Genomic DNA, 18,809 nt, shown 5'->3' on the forward strand with positions numbered 1-18,809 from the left:
GATCATCACATCGGGGAGGGTCAGCGTAGCGGTCCAGGTCGGAGTCCGGTCACCGCGCGTGCAGGCCGGGGTGCCGCCGGGCGCCGACGGCCGCCCGGCCTGGGCCGTCGGAGTGACGCTGGCGGCCGTCGGGGTTGCCCGTGGGAGGCGCGGAGCCGGACGGGGGAAGCATCGAAGATGCTGTCTGATCGTCAGATTACTTCGCGCAGGTTGCTGCTGGTCGCCGCCGGGATGTCCCTGTTGGGCGTCGCCGGCTGCCGGGGGGTCCAGGACGGGGGCGGAGCGCCGCAGGCCGGGGCCGCGGGTGCTCCGGAGACGCCCGGGGCCGCTCCCGGCCCCGCCTCCGGGCCGCCGTCATCGGCCGGTTCGCCGCCGGCCGGTTCGCCGCCGGCCGGTTCGCCGTCGGCGTCCGGGCCCCCGTCCGCCCCGGTGTCGTCCGCCGCCTCGGCGCCGCCCGCGGCGGTGGGCGCGCCGGTGGCGGCGCCTCGGGTGCTGACGGCGGACGAGTCCAAGCCGGTGTACGAGCTCGACGGCCAGAAGCGGGTGGTCGCGCTGACCATCGACGACGGCCCGGACCCGCGGTACACCCCGACCGTGCTCTCCCTGCTGGAGCAGTACGGAATCCGGGCCACCTTCTTCCTGGTCGGCGAGAACGCCGCCCAGCACCCCGACCTGGTGCGGGAGATCGCCGCCCGGGGTCACCACATCGCGAACCACACCTGGACCCACCCGGACCTGCGGCAGCTCACCGAGGGCAAGGTCCGCGACGAGCTGGAGCGCACCTCGGACCTGCTGCACCGCACCACCGGGAGGCAGCCGACCTGGTTCCGCGCCCCGGGCGGGGACTGGTCCTCGGCGTCGCTCAAGGTGGCCGCCGACCTCGGGATGCGCAACATGGCCTGGTCGGTGGACCCGCGCGACTGGGCCCGGCCGGGCACGGTCGTGATCACCGACCGGGTCCTCAAGGACGTGCGGCCGGGCGCGATCGTGCTCAACCACGACGGCGGCGGGGACCGGTCGCAGACGGTGGCCGCGCTGAAGGCGTACCTGCCGGTGCTGATCGACTCGGGGTACTACTTCACAGCGCCACCGAACTGACGGTGTATGAGGGATGGGTGCAGTGGGTAGCGGGATTGGAGGCTAAACCACTCGAACGAGTGGATTGGAAGAACCGTTTCTGCGGTTTTCGGGCTTCTAGGGTGATCTCGCACCAATTCTCCCGGTGCCGCTGAGCACCGCCCCGAAAGGCCCATCCCCCATGCGTCTGCGCAACGCCACGATCGCCGCCGCCAGTGCGGTCGCCCTCGTCCTCGCCGTTCCCACGTCCGCGAACGCGGCGGTCGGTGACTTCCTCTACAAGGTCGGTCCCGGCGTTCCGGCCGGCATCGCCGACCCGGAGAGCCGCAGCTGCATCAACCTGTTCGGTGCGACGGAGGAACACCCCGCGTTCGCACCCCAGAACCTCACCGCGTCGACGGCCACGGTCTTCCTCGACTTCGACTGCAGCGGCGACACCTTCTACGTCATGAACCCGGGCAAGAAGCTCGGTGACCGGCTCAAGCTGCGTTCGGTCGTCTTCTCCTGAGCCGGGTTCAGGAGCACTTCCGGCGAAGCACGGGACAGTCCGGCGATCGGTTGGGATCGTTCCGGTGGCTCGACACCGGGAGCGGCCGTGCCCTCACCCGTCGCCGGGCTGCCCGCCCGGATCCGTGCGGACCGCTGATCCTCCACGTCGTGCCGGTGCTCGCAGCGGCCGGCTTCGGTGCCTACCGCGCGCTCGGGGCCGGGGGCACCGCCTCCGCCCGGCCGGTCGCGGCCGGCCCGCGCACCGGGGACCGGATCGTGCCCTGGCCGCCGGGGCGGTAGGCGGGCCCCGCCGGCGGCGTGCCCGGTGAGCGGCGGCGGCGTAGCGTGACGAGGGGAGGGTTCGTGAAGGTCCCGCCGGCGGAGGAGGAACGATGTCCGTTCGGGAACCGGACCCGGCGAAGCAGGAGGAGTTCGCGGGTCGCACGGTGCAGGTGCTCAACGACGCCTGCCTGGGATTCATGACGAGCGTCGGCCACCAGACCGGGCTCTTCGACACCATGGCGGGGCTCGAACCGTCGACGAGCACGGAGATCGCCGACGCCGCCGGGCTGAACGAGCGCTACGTCCGCGAGTGGCTCGGCGGGATGGTCGTCGGCGGCTTCGTCGAGTACGACCCCGACGGGGCCCGCTACCGGTTGCCGCCCGAGCACGCGGCCTCGCTGACCCGGGCCGCGGGGCCCGAGAACATGGCGGGCCTGATGCAGTACCTCGCGCTGATGGGCGAGGTGGAGCAGCAGATCGTCGAGGCGTTCCGCAAGGGCGGCGGCCTGCCGTACTCGGCGTACCCGCGGTTCCAGGCGCTGCAGGCCGAGGAGAGCGCCCGGGTCTACGACCTGGCGCTGGTGGACGGGATCGTCCCGCTGGTGCCGGGGCTGGCCGACCGGCTGCGCGCCGGCATCGACGCGCTGGACATCGGCACCGGTGAGGGGCACGCCGTCAACATCCTCGCCCGGGCCTTCCCGGCCAGCCGGTTCACCGGCGTCGACATCTCGGAGAAGGGCATCGGCGCCGCCAAGGCCGAGGCCGCCCGGCGCGGCATCGACAACGCCCGCTTCGAGGTCGTCGACTCGGCCGAGCTGACCGGCGCCTACGACCTGGTGACCGCGTTCGACGTCATCCACGATCTGGCCCGCCCGGCCGAGACGCTGGCGGCGGTCGCCCGGGCGTTGCGGCCCGACGGCGTCTTCCTGATGGGCGACATCGCCGCCAGCAGCCGGCTGGAGGAGAACGTCGACCACCCGCTGGGACCGGCGCTCTACGCCTTCTCGACGTTCTACTGCATGACGGTCTCGCTCGGCGAGGGCGGTGCGGGGCTGGGCACGGTCTGGGGCGAGCAGACCGCCCGGCGGATGCTGGCGGAGGCCGGGTTCGGCTCGGTCGACGTCAAGCAGGTCGAGGGGGACGTGCTCAACCTGTACTACCTGGCGAGGCCGAACGGCTCCGCGGCGTGACCGGCGCCGGGTGCCGGCGCTGGCGGCCGGGGCGTACCCGGGAGCCGGTGCCGGGGCCCGGCAGGGCGTGTCCGCGGGTGGCCCCGCCGGACGGTCGGACGTAGGTTCGAAGGTGTCCGGGCTCCGTGCGCGAAGGAGGGCGGCGATGACCGGCAGCGGCTACGCACACCCCGAGGCCCTGGTCCCCACCGAGTGGCTGGCCCACCACCTGGACGACGGGACGATCCGCGTCGTCGAGGTGGACGAGGACACCGCCGCGTACGAGCAGGGACACATCCCCGGCGCGGTCGGCTGGAACTGGACCACCGACCTGCACAGCCGGGTGGGGCGCGACTACGCCGACCGCGCCGGCGTGCAGCACCTGCTGCGCGCGGCCGGCGTGGAGGACGACACCACGGTGGTGCTCTACGGCGGCAACAACAACTGGTTCGCCGCCTACGCCTACTGGCTGCTGCGGCTGCGCGGGTTCGAGCCGGTGAAGCTGCTCGACGGCGGGCGGAAGAAGTGGGAGCTGGAGGGCCGCGACCTCACCCAGGAGGTGATGGACTACCAGCACAGCGGCTACCGCCTCCTGGGGCCGGAGCACCCCGAGGTGCGGGCGCTGCGCGACGAGGTGCTGGCCAGGGCGGAGGTGTTCGCCAAGCCCGGCTCGGACGCGGTGCTGGTGGACGTCCGCTCGCCCGCCGAGTTCCGGGGCGAGGCGCTGGCGCCCCCGAACCTCCCGCAGGAGCAGGCGCAGGTGCCGGGGCACATCCCGGGCGCGGTGAACATCCCCTGGTCGCAGGCGGCCAACGAGGACGGCACGTTCCGCTCCGCGGACGAGCTGCGGGCGCTGTACGGCGGGCAGGGCGTGGAGTCCGAGCGCGAGGTGATCGCCTACTGCCGGATCGGGGAGCGCTCCGCGCACACCTGGTTCGCCCTGACCGAGCTGCTGGGGTTCCCGCACGTCAAGAACTACGACGGCTCGTGGACGGAGTACGGCTCGCTGGTGCGTGCGCCGGTGGCGCTCGGGGCCTGAGGCGCACCCGTCACGCGGCCCGGCGCCCGGGGCGTGGTGCGGCGCCGCGTGACGGGCGGGCGGCTGCACGATTTCGGCCTGTTTCTTCGCATGAACATTTCAGAAGACAGGAGTGCACCAGGGTTCACCGGGACAGGGATCCTTGCGACCCACTGTCCCAGTGACCCTGGAGGACCACCGTGCGCAAGAGGCTGATCGTCTCTGCCGCCGCCAGCGCTCTCGCCCTGCTGCTCGCCGTCCCCGCCTCCGCCGCCCAGGCCGGACCGGGCGCCGCGGGCATCGGCGACGCCTACTACCCGAACGCCGGCAACGGCGGGTACGACGTCTCGCACTACGACCTACGCCTCAAGTACCAGCCCGCCACGGACGAGCTGGAGGGCACGGCGACCATCCTGGCCACCGCGACCCAGGACCTCACCCGGTTCAACCTGGACTTCGTGCTCGGGGTGAAGGAGGTCCTGGTCAACGGGCGCACCGCCGGGTTCGCGAGCACCGGTGAGCAGGAACTGGAGATCACCCCGGCCCGGACGCTCACCCGGGGCAGCACGGTCACCGTCGTGGTCCGCTACGCCGGCAAGCCCGGCGAGGTGAAGCGCGGCGGCTACTCCGCGTGGCTGCGCACCCCCGACGGCGGCGTCGCCGCGAACGAGCCGGAGGGCTCGGCCTGGTGGTTCCCGAGCAACGACCACCCCACCGACAAGGCCACCTACGACGTCTCCGTCCTGGTGCCCGACGGCACCCAGGCGATCAGCAACGGCCGCCTGGTCGGCCAGAGCTCCAAGGCCGGCTGGACGCGCTACAGCTGGCGCGAGACCGAGCCGCAGGCGACCTATCTGGCCACTCTGGCGATCGGCAGGTTCGACGTCCGCACCGACACCACGCCGAGCGGGCTGCCGGTCATCACCGCCTACAGCAAGGACCTCGGCGACAACGACGGTGCGGCGCGGGCCAGCGTCGAGCGCACCGGCGAGCTGGTGGACTGGCTCAGCGAGTACTTCGGCCCGTACCCGTTCAAGTCGGCCGGCGGCTACGTGCCCAACGTGCCCACCGGCTACGCACTGGAGACCCAGACCCGGGTCTTCTACAGCCCGGCCCAGTTCGCCCGCGGCTCCAACACCTCGGTGGTGGTCCACGAGCTCGCCCACCAGTGGTACGGCGACAGCGTCTCCGTCCAGCGCTGGAGCGACATCTGGCTGAACGAGGGCTTCGCCCGCTACTCGCAGTGGCTCTGGTCCGAGCACGAGAACGAGGGCACGGCGCAGGAGCTCGCCGACTACGTCTACTCCTCCTACCCGGCCGGCGACGCCTTCTGGACCGTCGAGCCCGGCGACCCGGGACCGGACCACCAGTTCGCGGGCGCCGTCTACGACCGGGGCGCGGTGGCGATCCAGGCGCTGCGCAACGCGGTCGGCGACGAGAAGTTCTTCCGGATCCTCAAGGGCTGGCCGGCCGAGCGCCGGTTCGGCAACGCCACCATCCAGCAGTTCCAGGCGTACGCCGAGCAGGTCTCCGGCAAGCCGCTCGCGGACCTGTTCCAGACCTGGCTGTTCACGCCCGCGAAGCCGGCCGTCTCCTCCGCCGGCGTCCCGGCGGCCGTCGCGGCCGCAGCCGGGGCACCGGGTGGGGCGGCCCTGGCTCCGGGCGCCGGGGAGCAGCCGCGCGAGCCGAAGTCGTGGAAGAAGATCCAGGAGACCAACTCGGTCCACGAGCACCGGCACTGACCGGGTGACGGGTGCGGGGCGCCGCCGGGGAGGCGCCCCGCACCGCAGGTCTAGAGGGAGCGGGCCTCGGTGACGATCAGGTCCTCGATCCCGAGGAGGAACCGCTCCATCGCGGCCCGGGGCAGCACCGAGCCGTCGGCCGTGAGCGCCAGCCGCAGCGCGTCCGCGGTCCGGAGGACGTCCAGGGCGTAGGTGAGCCCCGGGCGCGGCTCGAACTCCCGCGGCCACTCGAGGGTGGTCCGGGTGAGCGCCTCGGCGAGGGTCTCGCCGGCGGCGGCGCCCCCCGCCGGGGTGGCGGGGGCCGCCGGGAGCAGGTCGCGGGTGTCGTTGACGATGCACGAGCGGTCGGCGAGCGGGCCGTGCTCGGCGGTCAGCCGGGCGACCTCCTCGTCCAGCAGGCGCTTGTCGAAGTAGGCGTGCCGGTAGGTGGCGATGGTGGCGGCGTGGGTCCGCCGGACCAGTGCCCCGAACTCCTCGTCGACGTCGGCAAGGTGGAGCAGACCGTCGCCGGCCACCACGCTGACCGCGTGGGCGAGACCGGGCAGGAAGCGGTTGTCGACGATGACCTGCAGGACGGCGTCCGGCGATCCGGACAGCCGCGCCGTCATCGCCGCGACCGCGGCGAGCAGGACGGAGGAGCCGCTCGCCCGGTGGCCGACCGCGACGAGGTCGACGGCGCGCAGCAGCGCGGGCGAGTCGAGCACGGCGTTCGGGAAGGGCGGCGCCGTGTCCTCCCGGGCCGGCGGGAAGAGCCGCGGCGGGCCCGAGCGCAGCTTGCGCACCGCGTGCGCGCGGGCGTTGGCGTCGCGCCGCAGGCCGCGCGGGGAGGTCTGGAACCCGGCCTCCTCCAGCGGCTGCAGGGCGGGGCGGCGGTCGCGGATGGCGGCCGGCGGCACGCCCAGGGAGAGCTCGGTGAGGTCCGCCACCAGCAGGCCCATCCCGGCGCCGTCCACCGCCGTGTGGGAGAGCACGAGGGAGATGTGCCGCACGGCGCCGTCCTGCTCCACCAGGCCCACCCGGATCGGCCACTCCCCGGCGCAGTCGAACGGCAGCGCCGCCAGCTCGTCGTGCAGCGCGGCGCCGGCCGCGGTCGCGCCGTCGAGGCCGCCGTCGGCGCGGCGGAGGTGCACCGCCAGCCGGCCCGCCGGGTCGACGGTCTGCCGCAGCCGCCCGTCCGCGTCCGGGTGGAGCCGGGTGTGCAGGGAGTCGTGCAGGTGGAGCAGTTGCTCCAGGGCGCCGAGCACCACCGGGAGCGGCAGGCCCGGGTCGAGGGGGGCGGCGGTGGTGATGTTGTACCGCGGCGCGTCGGTGGGTGCGAGCCGGTGGACGGCGTCCCAGACGGCCTGCTGTCCCCAGGTGGCCGGCCCGGTGCCGGACCGGCCGGACGAGAAGGTGATCTCCAGCTGCTGACTCGTGGTCACGTGTGCTCTCCGATGTGCGGTTCTGGGCGCGGTCTGCCGGTGCGTGGGGAGCGCAGGTGTCGTCGGGGAAGAGTCTGGCGCACCGCCCGCCCGGGCGTCGAGAGCGGCGCCGGCCCGCCCGGTCAGAGCCAGCCTCGCTCCTTCGCACGCAGGGCGGCCTGGAACCGGGTGGTGGCGCCGAGCCGGCCCATCAGCTCGGCCACGTGGGAGCGGTACTTGCGGACGGACATGCCGAGCGCGCGGGCGGCGCTCTCGTCCTTGTCCTGCTCGGCCAGCGCGCGGAGGACCAGTGCCTCGGTCGCGCTGAGGCCGAGCCCGTCGAGGTCGGCGGCGCGCGCCCAGAGCCGCTCGAAGAGGGCGACGAGCATGGCCACGATCCCGGGCTGGCGGATCATCAGGGTGTCTCCGTCCGGCCGGTCGGGGTCGAGACGGACGAACGCGACCCGGCGGTCGATCACGAGCAACGGGGAGTACGGCTCCGTCGTCACCCGGTGCAGATCACCCAGGGCGTGCCAGCGCCGGGCGTAGGCCAGCTGATCAGGCAGGTCCAGGGCCGCCGCGCCGACGAGGGTCCGGCTGACCATCCCGTCGTTCAGGCGCCGGCGGTACCGGCGTGCCGCCGACTCCGCGTACGGCCGGTTGAACGGCAACCGCTTGGCGTTCATCGTCTCGGCGCGGTGCGTCATCGCCTGAACCCGGCGGTTCACCTCGTCGATGGTGTCGAACCGCTCGACGAGTTCGACCGGGCGCCCGCAGCGCGCCTCCTCGGCCAGTTCCCGCACGACGTCGAAGGCCGCGTCGAGGCGGGCCAGCTCGCGGGAGGTGCGCTCCACGCGGTGGCGCACCAGCAGGTCGACGGCGGCCGCCGGCGGCAGCGGGACCAGCTGGTCGTCGACCAGCCCCAGCGCCCGTAGCTCCGCCAGGACCTCGCGCGCCGCGGGCATGCCGAGGTCGGCCCCGACGGTGTCGGTTCCGGCGTGCGGTGCACGCAGCAGGTAGCGGTAGACCCGCTCCTGGTCGTACGTCAGCCCGAGACTCTCCAGGCTCATCGGTCCCCCGTTCCGTGCAGCTTCCTGCACGGAATCTTGCACCTTCTTCGCCTGCCGCCGCACGCGCGTGAGGAGCAGGATGGTCACCAGGCAGGGGAGGGCCGCCGGAACGGCGGCCGCCGGCGATCGCGCGCTTGCACCGCGCCGGGTCGACCGGCCCCATCTCACGAACACCAGGGGAACCATCACCGCCATGGGTTACATCCGCAGCTTCGTCCCGTGGATCGCCGTCGCCGTGCTCACCGGCACGGTCGACATCCGTTGGGCCGCCCTCGTCGGCCTCGTCCTGGCCGTGGGCCTCGTGGTGGTCCAGCGCCGGGCGGGCCGCGGTTGGGACGCCCAGGTGATCGAGGTCAGCGCCGTCGTCTACCTCGCCGGCTTCACCGCCGCGGCCGTTCTCGTGCCGCACTCCGCGGCCGTCGCCCACTACGGGTCGGCGCTCTCCTCGCTCTGGCTCGCCGCCACGGCCTGGGGATCGCTCGCCGTCGGCCGGCCGTTCACCCTCGGCATCGCCCGCACCCAGGTGCCCGAGCAGTTGTGGCGCAGCCCGCTGTTCCTCCGGGTCAACCGGACCATCACGGCCGTGTGGGCGGTCGCGTTCACGCTCTCCGGCGCCGGGGCCGCGCTGCTGCGCCACTACCGGCCGGACGACTCCTCGGCCCGGACGCTGCTGACGATCGCCGCGTTCGTCCTCCCGGTGATGTTCACGATGCGCTACCCCGAGATCGCCCGCGCCCGCCACGCGGCCGGCCGCGGAGCCACTGCGGAGTGACCCGGCGACCGGGGGCCCGCCCGGTCGGCCCCCTCAGGCCCGGTCGGCCGTGATCAGGTGGTAGTCGATCAGGCCGTCCTTCCAGGCCGTCAGGAAGTGGCGGGTCCAGTGGCCGGGCGGGACGGTGTCCTCCAGGTAGCGGTCGAGGCCCGGCCAGACGTGGGCGCCGATGGAGTCGGCGGTGACGTCGGTGAACCCGGCCGCCGCGAGGTCGGCGGTGAAGGGGCCGAGCGGGTGGGCGACGTCCAGGCCGTCGGCGAAGCTGCCGAGCAGGATGGCCAGCCGCTCGGCGACGTCGGGGCCCTCGGCGGTGAAGAAGGTGGTGACCACCAGGCGGCCGCCCGGGCGCAGGACCCGGGCGGCTTCGTGGGCGAAGCCGGTGAGTTCGCGGAAGTGCTGGGCCGCCTCGACGGAGTGGAGGCCGTCGAGGGCGGCATCGGGGAAGGGGAGTTCGTCGGCGGCGCCGAGGACGTAGGCGAGCCGGTCGGGGTAGCTGGCCAGGGCCTTGGCGTTGACGGCCCGGGCGCGCTCGATCTGGTCCGGGTGGATGTCCACGCCGGTCACCGCCGCGAAGCGGAACTCCCGCAGCGCCAGGGCTGCGCCGAGGCCTCGCCCGCAGCCGACCTCGGCCAGTCGCAGCCGTTCGTGGGGCTCCGGGAAGCTCCGCAGCACCCGCCGGTAGAGCTGTTCCTGGCTGTGCACCCGGTCCTCGGGGCCGACGGCGGTCAGGTCGATGCCGCTCCAGTCGCCGAAGTTGATGAAGCCGCCGGCGAAGCTGGCCGCCTTGGACAGGTCGTCCACGCCGTAGGTGCGGCGCACGGCTGCGGGAATGCGGTCCTGGTTCATGGGCTGCTCGGCTTCCTCGTCGGTCGGTGCCCGGCCCCCGGGCGATGACGTACGTACCCCAACCGGTGCGCGTCCGAACACGCCCTGTGACGGGTGTGGCGCGGGGGCGGGGTCAGCGGGCCGACCGGGCCGACGACGTCGTGGAGGGCCGGGTGCGCGAGGTGCGCGAGGTGCGGGCCACCGCGAGGAGGAAGAGGCCGCAGGCCGCCACGAGCAGCCAGCCGGGGCAGGAGGCCCGGGCGAGGCCGGCCGGGTCGGTGCCGGCGACCAGGGCGCCGGCGACGGCGATCCCGACCGCCGAGCCGAGCTGGCGTGCGGTGGAGGTGATCGCCCCGGCCACCCCCGCCCGGGACGGCGGGAGGCCGCCGACCGCGGTGTTGGTGATCGGCGCGTTGGCGAAGCCGAAGCCGACGCCGATCAGCAGGAGGGCGAGCACCAGTAGCGGGGTGGCGGTGTCCGGGCCGAGGACGGCGAGGCAGAGGCCGCCCGCCGCGGTGAAGGCGCCGGCGAGCAGCAGCGGCAGCCGGGGACCGTGCCGTCCCACCAGGGTGCCGGACCACGGGGCGCAGACGGTGGCCCCGAGGGCCATCGGCAGGGTGGCCAGGCCGGTGGCGAGCGGTGTCCAGCCGCGGGCGTGCTGGAGGTAGAGGGTGTTGAGCAGCAGGGCGGCGCTCAGCGCCGTGAACACGGCCACCGCGCCGAGCACGGCCGCGGCGAACGGCGGCCGGCGGAACAGCCCGAGGTCCATCAGGGGTTCGTCGCGGCGCAGTTCGACCCGGACGAAGCCGGCCGTCGCCAGCGCGGCCAGGGCGTAGCCGGCCACCGCCCAGGGCGAGGCCCAGCCGAGCCGCGGGCTCTCGATGAGCAGGCCGACGATCGTGCACAGGGCCACGGTGAGGAGCGCCTGGCCGGGCAGGTCGAGCCGCCTGGCGCGCTCGCCGCGGGACTCCGGCACGTACAGCGCGACCAGCACGAGGGCGGCGGCGACGACCGGGGCGTTGACCCAGAACACCGAACGCCAGCCGAGCGCCGCGATCAGCGCGCCGCCGGTGACCGGGCCGGCCGCCAGGCTCAGCCCGAACACCGAGGCCCAGATGCCGATCGCCCGGGCCCGCTCCTTGGGGTCGGGCAGTGCGGCCACCACGATCGCCAGGGCCACCGGGCTCAGCATCGAGGCCCCGATGCCCTGGACGGCCCGGGCCGCGACCAGGACGCCGAGCGACGGGGCGAGCGCGCAGACCAGGGACGAGGCACCGAAGAGCACCAGCCCGCAGCGGAACACCCGGCGCCGCCCGAAGCGGTCCGCGAGCGCGCCGGAGACGATCAGCAGGCTGGCCAGGACCACCGTGTAGGCGTCCACGACCCATTCCAGGCCGCGGGTGCCGGTGCCCAGACCCGCCCCGATCGCGGGCAGGCCGACGTTGACGATGGTGGTGTCCAGGCCCACCAGGAACATGCTGAGTGCGCAGACGGCCAGCACCGTCCAGCGCCGGCGCGCGTCCGATGCAGGTGGCGCAGCCGCGATCGTCGTGGTCAAGGGTGGTCCTCCGGTCCGTGACGGGGTGTCGCCCCATGCTCGGACGGTCCGGCGGCGTGGGCCCAGAAAGTTTGCCGCGACAGCAAATCGTCTTCCTGTCGGGACCTCGCGGGCCGCACCGGGCCCGGGCGGTCAGCAGAGGGCGTCCCAGTGGTGGAGGGCCGCGAAGGCGGCGGTGCGCTGGGCGGCCGTGATGCCCCCGGGGGTGGCGGTCAGCAGGTAGTCGGCGACCGGGGTGAGCAGCACGGTGGCGTCGGCGGCGGGCAGCAGCCGCGCCTCGTCCCAGTCGTGGCGGATGACCGTGCGCCGCAGCAGGCTGCCGTGCCGGGCGGGCGGGCGGGGGGCGGCGGCCTCCGCACGGCGGCGGCGCTCGGGTGCGAGCTCGGCCTCCAGGGCGGCGCGGACCGGGGCGAGCCGGCCGAGCGGGGTGTGGGCGGCGGCGAGGTCCAGCAGCGCGGCGGCCTCGGGGGCGACGCGGTAGGCGGCGATGACGGCGGCGGTCTCGTCCGGCTCGAAGGGCTGCTCGGCGAGCGCGGCCACGTCGACCACGTCGTCCGGGCGGAACGCCCGGGTGAGGCCCTCCTCGGCGAGGGCGATCAGGCACTCGACGTGGTCGTCGGCGACCAGGTACGGGCGGACCGGCACCCCGGCGCCGTCGCCGGCCAGCGCGGCGGTGACCAGGCGGACCCGGTACCACGGGTCGACCAGCGGGTCGTCGGCGGGCCACTGGACGGTGACGGCGGTGTGGTGCGGGCGGTCGCCGAGCAGGGTGACCTCGATCCGCTCCACGGGGTGCTCGGTGACCAGTCGGATCACCGCCTGCCAGAGCGCCGCCTCGCCGGGGGCGACGAGGTCGAGGTCGTTCTGCGGCCGGAGCAGGCCGGGCGGGTAGTACCCGGCGAGCGGCAGCCCGCGGATGGCGCGGATGCCGGTGGCGCGGGCGAGGTCACGGGCGAGGCGGACGTAGTGGTCCGCGCGGGCGCGGGCGCGGCGGAGCTCGGCGCGGGCGGGCTCGCCCATCCGGACGTCGTCGCGGGCGAGGGAGGAGAGCACCAGGTAGGGCAGGCGGCGGCTGGCACGGGCGCGGCGGAGCAGTTCGGCCGGCCCGTCGGCCGGGTCGACGTCGAGCAGGTGGTACAGCAGTGCGGTGTTCACGGACGTCCGCCTCCGAGGATCTCGTCATGGCCGATGCCACCGGCGGCCGACGGCGGGGCGGGCGGATCCGGGGCGCGGGCCCCCGGCCGTCAGGGCGGCGGCCGGGGCGGGGGTTCGCCGATCCACGGCGCAGCGGCCGTGGGCGGTAGGGGAGTTCGGGGTGCGGGGGTTCTCCCCGCACCGGGGGTCAGGGGCGGTGCCGGGACCCGGCCGGACCGTCCCCGGCGGCCCCCGGCACGGTTCGATTCTGCCGGGTGGGGTTCAACGTCCGGTCACCGCACGCTCAACGGTGTCTCGACACCGGGCGTGACGCTGTGGTTAATAGGTGACACAAATGTGACGTGTGCACGAGCGGGGGCGGGCACGGTCCGGGGTGGCTGGGGGCTGGATTTGGGCGATCTCCGTTTTTCGTTACTCGGTCTGATGCGCGCTCACCGGGGCGCGGCGGTGCTCAAGGTGGGCAGTCCGCAGCAGCAGGCCATGCTGGCCGTGCTGCTGTTGCGGCCCGGGCATGCCGCGAGTGCCACCGACCTGATCGCCGCGCTGTGGGGCGAGGAGCCGCCGAACGCGGCGATGACCACCGTGCGCACCTACGCCTGGCGCTGGCGCAAGATCCTCGACGAGGGCGCCGAGGGCGGTGCCGGCGGGGAGGACCGGGCCGCGCCGAGCGTGCTGGTCTCGATGGGCGACGGCTACCGGCTGCTGCTGCCGAAGCTCGCGGTGGACGCGGCGGAGGCCGAGTCACTGGCCGCCGAGGCCGAGCGGACCGCGGCGTCCGGGCAGCCGCTGCGCGCCCGCGACCTGCTCAACCAGGCGCTCGACCTCTGGCAGGGCGAGCCGCTGGCGGGCATCCCGGGGCCGTTCGCGGAGCGGCACCGGCAGCGGCTGGAGGAGCTGCGGCTGACCCTGCTGGAGGAGCGGATCGGCCTGGACCTCGGGCTGGGCCGGTACTCGCGCTGCATCCCCGAGCTGACCGCGCTCACCACCGAGCACCCGTTGCACGAGCGGGCGTACGGGCTGCTGATGCGCGCGCTCTACCAGGCGGGGCGGCAGGCGGACGCGCTGGCGGTGTTCCGGGGGGTGCGGCAGCTGTTCCTGGCCGAGCTGGGGGTCGGACCGGGCACCGAACTGGAGCTGCTGCACCGGCGGATCCTGGAGGGCGACCCGTCGCTGGCCGCGCCCGAGCAGGTGCGCGGCGAGTCGGCGGCGACGGGGAGCCCGGCGCCGCAGGCGCCCGCCGCCGAGGCGGAGGGTCCGGCGGAGCCCGCGGCGCAACCGGAGGGGCCGGGCCGGGCGGCCCGGCCCGCCGCCGTGCCGCGCCCCGCCCAACTCCCTCCGGACGCAGCCGACTTCACCGGCCGGACGGCGACCGTCCGGGTGCTGGACGAGGCGCTCGGCACCCCCTCGGCGCAGGCCCTGGTGGTGGCCACCGTGGTCGGTATGGGCGGCGTCGGCAAGACGGCGCTGGCCCTGCACGTCGCACACCGCGTCCGGGACGCCTACCCGGACGGCCAGCTGTACGTCGACCTGCGTGGCTCCGACCCCGTCCCGGCCGATCCGGAGGCGGTGCTGAGCGGGTTCCTGGTGGCGCTCGGCGTGGCCGCGGACGCGGTGCCGGACGGGCTGGACGCCCGCTCCGCGCTGTTCCGCTCGGTGGTGGACGGGCGGCGGCTGCTGATCGTCCTCGACAACGCCAAGGACGCCGCACAGATCCGGCCGCTGCTGCCGGGCGCGGTGGGCTGCGCGGTGCTGACCACCGGCCGCACCCGGCCGGCCGGGCTGCCCGCCACCGTCCAGGTCGACCTGGACGTGTTCCAGCCCGACGAGGCGCTGGACCTGCTCGGCCGCACCATCGGCCCCGAGCGGCTGGCCGCCGAGCCCGAGGCGGCGGTGGAGCTGGTGGTGGCCTGCGGGCACCTGCCGCTGGCGGTGCGGATCGTGGCCGCCCGCCTGGCGGCCCGGCCGGGCTGGACGGTGGCGACGCTCAGTCGCCGCCTGCAGGTGGAGCGGCGGCGGATCGACGAGCTGCGGATCGGCGACCTCGGGGTGGCCGCGGCTTTCGAACTGAGCTACCGCCAGCTGACGGCCGACCAGGCCCGGGCCTTCCGGCTGGTCGCCTCGGTGGACGGGCCGGACATCGGCCTGCCGGCCGCCGCCGCGCTGCTCGACCTCGACGAGTACGACGCCGAGGACCTGCTGGAGGCGCTGGTGGACGTGGCGATGGTGGAGTCGCCGTTCCCAGGGCGCTACCGCTACCACGACCTGCTGCGGGCCTTCGCCCGGCGGCGCCCGGTCGAGGGGGCCGGTCCGGTGGACGGCGAGGTGGAGGCGCCGGCCGCCCGGGACCGGCTCCTGGACCACCTGCTGGCCACCGCCTGCGCCGCGTTCCAGCACGCCGTGCCGGGCGACCCGGCGGCCGGCGCACTCGGTCCGGCACGGTCGGCCGGCGTGCCGCTGGCCGGTCGGGAGGCGGCGCGCCAGTGGGCGGCGGCCGAGGGCGCGGGTGCGGTGGCGCTCGCCGCGCAGGTCGCGGCCCTCGCCGGGAGCCCGCCCGTGGGAGCTACGCCGGCCGGGGCCGGGGAGGCCGGCCGGGCGGCGGCGGAGCCGGCCGGGCCGGGAGGCGCCGACGGGCGGCCACTGCGGGCGGCGATCGACCTGTTGATCGCGCTCACCCCGTTCGTGCTCACCCCGCCGAGCCGTCAACTGGCCGCCACCGCCGAGGCGCTGGCCGCGGCGGCGGCGCGGAACCAGGACGCGCGCGCCGAGGGGCGGGCGCACTTCCTGCGCGGCAACGTCGCGCTGGCCGCGACCCGGCTGGACGCCGCCGAGGCGGCCTCCCGGCAGGCGGCCGAACGGGCGCGGGCCGCGGGGGACACCGTGATCCTGCGGCAGGCGCTCAACGACCTGGGCCTGATCTGCCAGTTCCTCAGCCGCTTCGACGAGGCCGTGGACCACTACGACGAGGCGCTGCTGCTGGCCAACCGGCTGGGGCACCGGTCGGGCGCGCTGGTGACGACGGTGAACGCCGCGCTGGCCAGGGTCCGCAGCGGCCGGGCGGACGAGGCGGTGGCGATCTGCCACGAGGTCCTGGCCGAGCTGCGCACCCGGCAGGACGATCCGGGCCGGGCGTACACGCTGTACGTCCTGGGGCTGGCGTTGCACGGACTGGGCCGGCACGAGGAGGCGGTCACCTGGTTCGGTGAGTGCCTGGCGGTGGCGGTGGCGGCCGGACTGCGGGACCGGGCCGCGCACGCCCGCTACCGGCTCGCCGACAGCCTGCGCTCGCTCGGGCGGACGGAGGAGGCGCTGGAGCAGGCGGGGCAGGCGCTGGAGCTCTGCGAGGAGTTGGGGGCGGAGCGGGACCAGGCGCAGGCGCTGGTGGTGCTGGGCCGCTCGCTGGCCGAGCTCGGGCGCGGGGCCGAGGCGGGGGCGCGGTTGCGGCAGGCGTTCGAGATCTTCCGCCGGCTGGGGCTGCCCGAGGCGGCCGAGGTGGCCGGGCTGTTGCGGGAGCCGGCGTTCGCGCTGGCCGATCCGTAGCGGCCGGCCGGCGGCTGCGGGGACGGACCGGGGGCGGCGCCGTGGCTCAGGACCCGGTGCTGTTCCAGTCCCCGTGGCCGCCGCCGGTGCCCGGGTCGGTGGTGCCGGTGCCGGTGCCGCCGGACCCGGTGCCCGTCGAGCCGGTGCCGGTGCCGGTGCCGGTGGTCGTGGTCGTCGTGGTCGTCGTGGTGGTCCGGCCGGTGCCGGTGGTGTCGTCCGCCGCCGCGGTGCCGGCGGTGCCGAGGGCGATCACCAGGCCGAGGCCGGCGGCGGCCAGGCGGATCCGGGTGCTGCCGAGGACCGAGTGCTTCGCCATGACGTCTCCCTACGGTGTCTTCCCTGGTGGGAAGGGGTCTTCCGGGCTGATGGGACCAGCATGGCAAGGGGCGTTCAACGGCCGATCGACGCACGAGCACCGTGCGTCGATCGGCCTCGTCGATCGGCCCGTCGACCCCCCGCCGACGGGGCCTTCCGGGGTCGGGGACGGGCCCGCCGCGCCCTCGCGGGGCCGGCCCTACTCGCGGATCTCCAGCGTGCAGCACTTCACGCTGCCACCGCCCTTGAGCAGTTCGGAGAGGTCCATCGCGATCGGCCGGAAGCCCCGCTCGCGCAGCCGGGCCGCGACCCCGGTCGCCGGCTCCGGGTGGACGACGTGCAGGCCGTCGCTGACCACGTTGAGCCCGAACGCCTCCGCGTCCGCCTCGTCGACCAGCACCGCGTCGGGGAAGAGCTGCTGGAGCACCTGCCGGCTGCCCGCGGAGAACGCGCCCGGGTAGTACATGATCTCCTCGCCGTCCAGCACGCTGAGCGCGGTGTCCAGGTGGTAGAAGCGCGGGTCGACGAGGTCCAGGCCGATCACCGGCCGGCCGAGGAACTCCTGCGCCTCGGCGTGCCCGGCCGAGACGCTGCGGAAGCCGCGCCCGGCGAGCAGGTAGCGGCCGGTCAGCAGGATGTCGCCCTCGCCCTCGTTGACGTGCGCCGGGTCGTGCGTGGCGAATCCCCGGGCGCGGAACCACTCCAGGTACGCCGGCCCCTCGGCGGCCCGCTCGGCGTTGCGGAACCGGGCGCCCAGCACCCGGCCGTCGACGACGGTGGCGCCGTTCGCCGCGTACACCATGTCGGGCAGGCCCGGCAGCGGGTCGATCAGGTCGACCCGGTGGCCCAGTTCGCGGAAGAGCCGGTACAGCCGCTCCCACTGGGCCACCGCGAGCTCGGTGTCCACCGGCTCGGCCGGGTCCATCCACGGGTTGATCGCGTAGCTGACCTCGAAGTGGGTCGGACGGCACATCAGGTACCGGCGCGGGCGGGCGGCGCGGGCCGCGGAGGCGGCGGCACCGGAGGCGTCGGTGCCGGCGCTCGCGCCGGGACGGGTCAGCGTGGTGGCGGTCATGGCAGGCTCCGGGGGACGAGGGTGGGAGGGGACGGTCAGGAGGAGGCGGGGCGCTCGGGGAAGTTCCGCAGGCCGCGCAGCGGGCTGGCCAGCAGCACCCCGCCGGCCGACATGAGCACGCCGGCCATGATCCAGATGGTGGTCCGGGCGCCGAGCACCTCGCCCAGCCAGCCGCCGAGCAGGGCGCCCAGCGGGATCGCACTGAAGTTGACGGTCGAGGCGCTGGCCCGGATCCGGCCGATCATGGCCGGCGGGCAGTACGCCTGGTAGAAGCTGCCGGCGATGACGTTCCCGGCGATCACGCCGCAGACCGCGACCGACCAGGCGACCGCGCTGACCGGCAGCGGCAGCCGCTCGCCGGCCAGCGGCAGCAGGAAGATGAACGGCGCCACCACCAGCTCGCAGAGCAGCAGTCCGCGCGCCGTGCCCAGCCGGCGGGCGATCCGCCCGGCGAGCGCGGCCCCGGCCAGGCCGCCGATCGACACCACCGCGAAGACCGCGCCGACGCCGCCGGGCGTCACGCCCACGCTGCGGACCAGGAAGACGGTCTGCACCGCCTGGATGCCGTTCAGGCCCAGGTTGCCGACCGCGGCGAAGGAGGCCAGCGTGCGCAGGTACGGATCGCGGACCAGGAACCGGACCCCCTCGCCGATCTCGCGCAGGATGCCGCGCCGCTCGGAGGCCGGCGGCGGCTTCTCCTCGGTCTCGATGGTGGCCACGCAGAGCGCGGAGACGAGGTAGGTGACCGCGTCCGCGAGCAGCCCGCTGGCCGCACCGAAGGCCTGGGAGAGGAGGCCGGCGACACCGGGCCCGGCGATCTCGGCCGCGGACTCCCCCGAGCGCAGCTTGACGTTGGCCTCCAGCAGGTCGGGCCTGGCGACCAGCGAGGGCAGCGCGGCACCGTACGCGGTGGAGAAGAACACCTTCACCGACCCGGCCAGCAGTGCCACCGCGATCAGGTGGGCCATCGTCAGGGCGTCGAACCAGCCGGCCACCGGCACGCTGCCGAACAGCGCCAGCAGCAGCAGGTCGCAGACGAGCATCACCTTGAGCCGGGGCCAGCGGTCCACCCAGGCGCCGGCCAGCAGGCCGAGGAAGAGCCAGGGCACCCAGGCGGAGGCGGTCAGCACGCCGACCATGAACGGGCTGGCGTCCAGGGTGACGACCGCGACGAGGGCGAGCGCGACGTTGCCGACGGCGGTGCCGAGGCCGCTGGTGGTCTCACCGATCCAGAGCTTGCGGAAGTCGCTGTGCGCCCAGAGGCCCCAGCGGCTCTTCGGCCGGTCCGCCTGCGGGGGCGGCTCGACGGAGACAGTGGTCATGGC

16 protein-coding genes are annotated in these 18,809 nt (G+C 75.1%); 8 read left to right on the plus strand and 8 right to left on the minus strand.

The window, feature by feature from the left end:
* Nucleotides 1-429 precede the first annotated feature (429 nt).
* From MCM47_RS13980 to MCM47_RS14000, 6 genes are all read left to right on the plus strand, one after another.
* Complete coding sequence (locus MCM47_RS13980; protein WP_238861889.1) at nucleotides 430-1,098, plus strand: polysaccharide deacetylase family protein; 669 nt, start codon at nucleotides 430-432, stop codon at nucleotides 1,096-1,098.
* Nucleotides 1,099-1,258: 160 nt separating this feature from the next.
* Nucleotides 1,259-1,585, plus strand: coding sequence for a hypothetical protein (locus MCM47_RS13985; protein ID WP_238861890.1), 327 nt, complete (start codon nucleotides 1,259-1,261; stop codon nucleotides 1,583-1,585).
* 149 nt (nucleotides 1,586-1,734) lie between these two features.
* The gene (locus MCM47_RS41700) at nucleotides 1,735-1,866 is read left to right on the plus strand and encodes a hypothetical protein (RefSeq protein ID WP_255752147.1); all 132 of its coding nucleotides are present in this window, start codon (nucleotides 1,735-1,737) and stop codon (nucleotides 1,864-1,866) included.
* Between the two features lie 92 nt (nucleotides 1,867-1,958).
* The gene (locus MCM47_RS13990) at nucleotides 1,959-3,038 is read left to right on the plus strand and encodes a class I SAM-dependent methyltransferase (protein WP_238861891.1); all 1,080 of its coding nucleotides are present in this window, start codon (nucleotides 1,959-1,961) and stop codon (nucleotides 3,036-3,038) included.
* A 145-nt stretch (nucleotides 3,039-3,183) separates the two neighbouring features.
* Nucleotides 3,184-4,056 carry a sulfurtransferase gene (locus MCM47_RS13995; RefSeq protein ID WP_238861892.1) on the plus strand — a complete coding sequence of 291 codons (873 nt, stop codon included), beginning with the start codon at nucleotides 3,184-3,186 and terminating at the stop codon, nucleotides 4,054-4,056.
* Nucleotides 4,057-4,235: 179 nt separating this feature from the next.
* On the plus strand, nucleotides 4,236-5,777 hold the full coding sequence (locus MCM47_RS14000) for a M1 family metallopeptidase (RefSeq protein ID WP_238861893.1): 1,542 nt from the start codon (nucleotides 4,236-4,238) through the stop codon (nucleotides 5,775-5,777).
* A 50-nt stretch (nucleotides 5,778-5,827) separates the two neighbouring features.
* Here the strand turns inward: MCM47_RS14000 and MCM47_RS14005 are convergent, their stop codons facing one another.
* Nucleotides 5,828-7,198 carry a condensation domain-containing protein gene (locus tag MCM47_RS14005; RefSeq protein WP_238861894.1) on the minus strand — a complete coding sequence of 457 codons (1,371 nt, stop codon included), beginning with the start codon at nucleotides 7,196-7,198 and terminating at the stop codon, nucleotides 5,828-5,830.
* A gap of 122 nt (nucleotides 7,199-7,320) precedes the next feature.
* Nucleotides 7,321-8,247, minus strand: a complete 927-nt coding sequence (locus MCM47_RS14010) for a hypothetical protein (RefSeq protein WP_238861895.1) — start codon at nucleotides 8,245-8,247, stop codon at nucleotides 7,321-7,323.
* A 193-nt stretch (nucleotides 8,248-8,440) separates the two neighbouring features.
* On the opposite strand from MCM47_RS14010, the gene MCM47_RS14015 reads away from it, so the two are divergent.
* Nucleotides 8,441-9,019, plus strand: coding sequence for a hypothetical protein (locus MCM47_RS14015; protein ID WP_238861896.1), 579 nt, complete (start codon nucleotides 8,441-8,443; stop codon nucleotides 9,017-9,019).
* Nucleotides 9,020-9,052: 33 nt separating this feature from the next.
* On the opposite strand, the gene MCM47_RS14020 is transcribed toward MCM47_RS14015, so the two are convergent.
* From MCM47_RS14020 to MCM47_RS14030, 3 genes are all read right to left on the minus strand, one after another.
* Nucleotides 9,053-9,865 carry a class I SAM-dependent methyltransferase gene (locus MCM47_RS14020; protein ID WP_238861897.1) on the minus strand — a complete coding sequence of 271 codons (813 nt, stop codon included), beginning with the start codon at nucleotides 9,863-9,865 and terminating at the stop codon, nucleotides 9,053-9,055.
* Nucleotides 9,866-9,977: 112 nt separating this feature from the next.
* Nucleotides 9,978-11,402, minus strand: coding sequence for an MFS transporter (locus MCM47_RS14025; RefSeq protein WP_238861898.1), 1,425 nt, complete (start codon nucleotides 11,400-11,402; stop codon nucleotides 9,978-9,980).
* Nucleotides 11,403-11,534: 132 nt separating this feature from the next.
* Entirely contained in the window at nucleotides 11,535-12,557 is a 1,023-nt protein-coding gene (locus MCM47_RS14030) for a hypothetical protein (protein ID WP_238861899.1), read from the minus strand.
* A gap of 423 nt (nucleotides 12,558-12,980) precedes the next feature.
* On the opposite strand from MCM47_RS14030, the gene MCM47_RS14035 reads away from it, so the two are divergent.
* The gene (locus MCM47_RS14035; protein ID WP_238861900.1) at nucleotides 12,981-16,094 is read left to right on the plus strand and encodes a BTAD domain-containing putative transcriptional regulator; all 3,114 of its coding nucleotides are present in this window, start codon (nucleotides 12,981-12,983) and stop codon (nucleotides 16,092-16,094) included.
* Between the two features lie 46 nt (nucleotides 16,095-16,140).
* On the opposite strand, the gene MCM47_RS14040 is transcribed toward MCM47_RS14035, so the two are convergent.
* The 3 genes from MCM47_RS14040 to MCM47_RS14050 all read right to left on the minus strand — a co-directional run bounded on the left by MCM47_RS14040 (nucleotide 16,141) and on the right by MCM47_RS14050 (nucleotide 18,806).
* Nucleotides 16,141-16,410 carry a hypothetical protein gene (locus MCM47_RS14040; protein ID WP_238861901.1) on the minus strand — a complete coding sequence of 90 codons (270 nt, stop codon included), beginning with the start codon at nucleotides 16,408-16,410 and terminating at the stop codon, nucleotides 16,141-16,143.
* Nucleotides 16,411-16,608: 198 nt separating this feature from the next.
* Nucleotides 16,609-17,484 carry a dimethylargininase gene (gene ddaH, locus MCM47_RS14045; protein WP_374209125.1) on the minus strand — a complete coding sequence of 292 codons (876 nt, stop codon included), beginning with the start codon at nucleotides 17,482-17,484 and terminating at the stop codon, nucleotides 16,609-16,611.
* A 35-nt stretch (nucleotides 17,485-17,519) separates the two neighbouring features.
* On the minus strand, nucleotides 17,520-18,806 hold the full coding sequence (locus MCM47_RS14050) for an MFS transporter (protein WP_238861902.1): 1,287 nt from the start codon (nucleotides 18,804-18,806) through the stop codon (nucleotides 17,520-17,522).
* Nucleotides 18,807-18,809 lie beyond the last annotated feature (3 nt).

Source organism: Kitasatospora sp. A2-31, assembly GCF_022288725.1.
In the GTDB taxonomy this organism is placed as follows: Bacteria; Actinomycetota; Actinomycetes; order Streptomycetales; family Streptomycetaceae; genus Kitasatospora.

What these genes read in the sequence shown, in the direction of transcription:
- MCM47_RS14050 (WP_238861902.1), bottom strand. Translation starts at nt 18,806, where the DNA reads ATGACCACTGTCTCCGTCGAGCCGCCCCCGCAGGCGGACCGGCCGAAG.
- MCM47_RS14035 (WP_238861900.1), top strand. Translation starts at nt 12,981, where the DNA reads ATGCGCGCTCACCGGGGCGCGGCGGTGCTCAAGGTGGGCAGTCCGCAG.
- MCM47_RS14010 (WP_238861895.1), bottom strand. Translation starts at nt 8,247, where the DNA reads ATGAGCCTGGAGAGTCTCGGGCTGACGTACGACCAGGAGCGGGTCTAC.
- MCM47_RS13995 (WP_238861892.1), top strand. Translation starts at nt 3,184, where the DNA reads ATGACCGGCAGCGGCTACGCACACCCCGAGGCCCTGGTCCCCACCGAG.
- MCM47_RS14020 (WP_238861897.1), bottom strand. Translation starts at nt 9,865, where the DNA reads ATGAACCAGGACCGCATTCCCGCAGCCGTGCGCCGCACCTACGGCGTG.
- MCM47_RS13985 (WP_238861890.1), top strand. Translation starts at nt 1,259, where the DNA reads ATGCGTCTGCGCAACGCCACGATCGCCGCCGCCAGTGCGGTCGCCCTC.
- MCM47_RS13990 (WP_238861891.1), top strand. Translation starts at nt 1,959, where the DNA reads ATGTCCGTTCGGGAACCGGACCCGGCGAAGCAGGAGGAGTTCGCGGGT.
- MCM47_RS14040 (WP_238861901.1), bottom strand. Translation starts at nt 16,410, where the DNA reads ATGGCGAAGCACTCGGTCCTCGGCAGCACCCGGATCCGCCTGGCCGCC.
- ddaH (WP_374209125.1), bottom strand. Translation starts at nt 17,484, where the DNA reads ATGACCGCCACCACGCTGACCCGTCCCGGCGCGAGCGCCGGCACCGAC.
- MCM47_RS14015 (WP_238861896.1), top strand. Translation starts at nt 8,441, where the DNA reads ATGGGTTACATCCGCAGCTTCGTCCCGTGGATCGCCGTCGCCGTGCTC.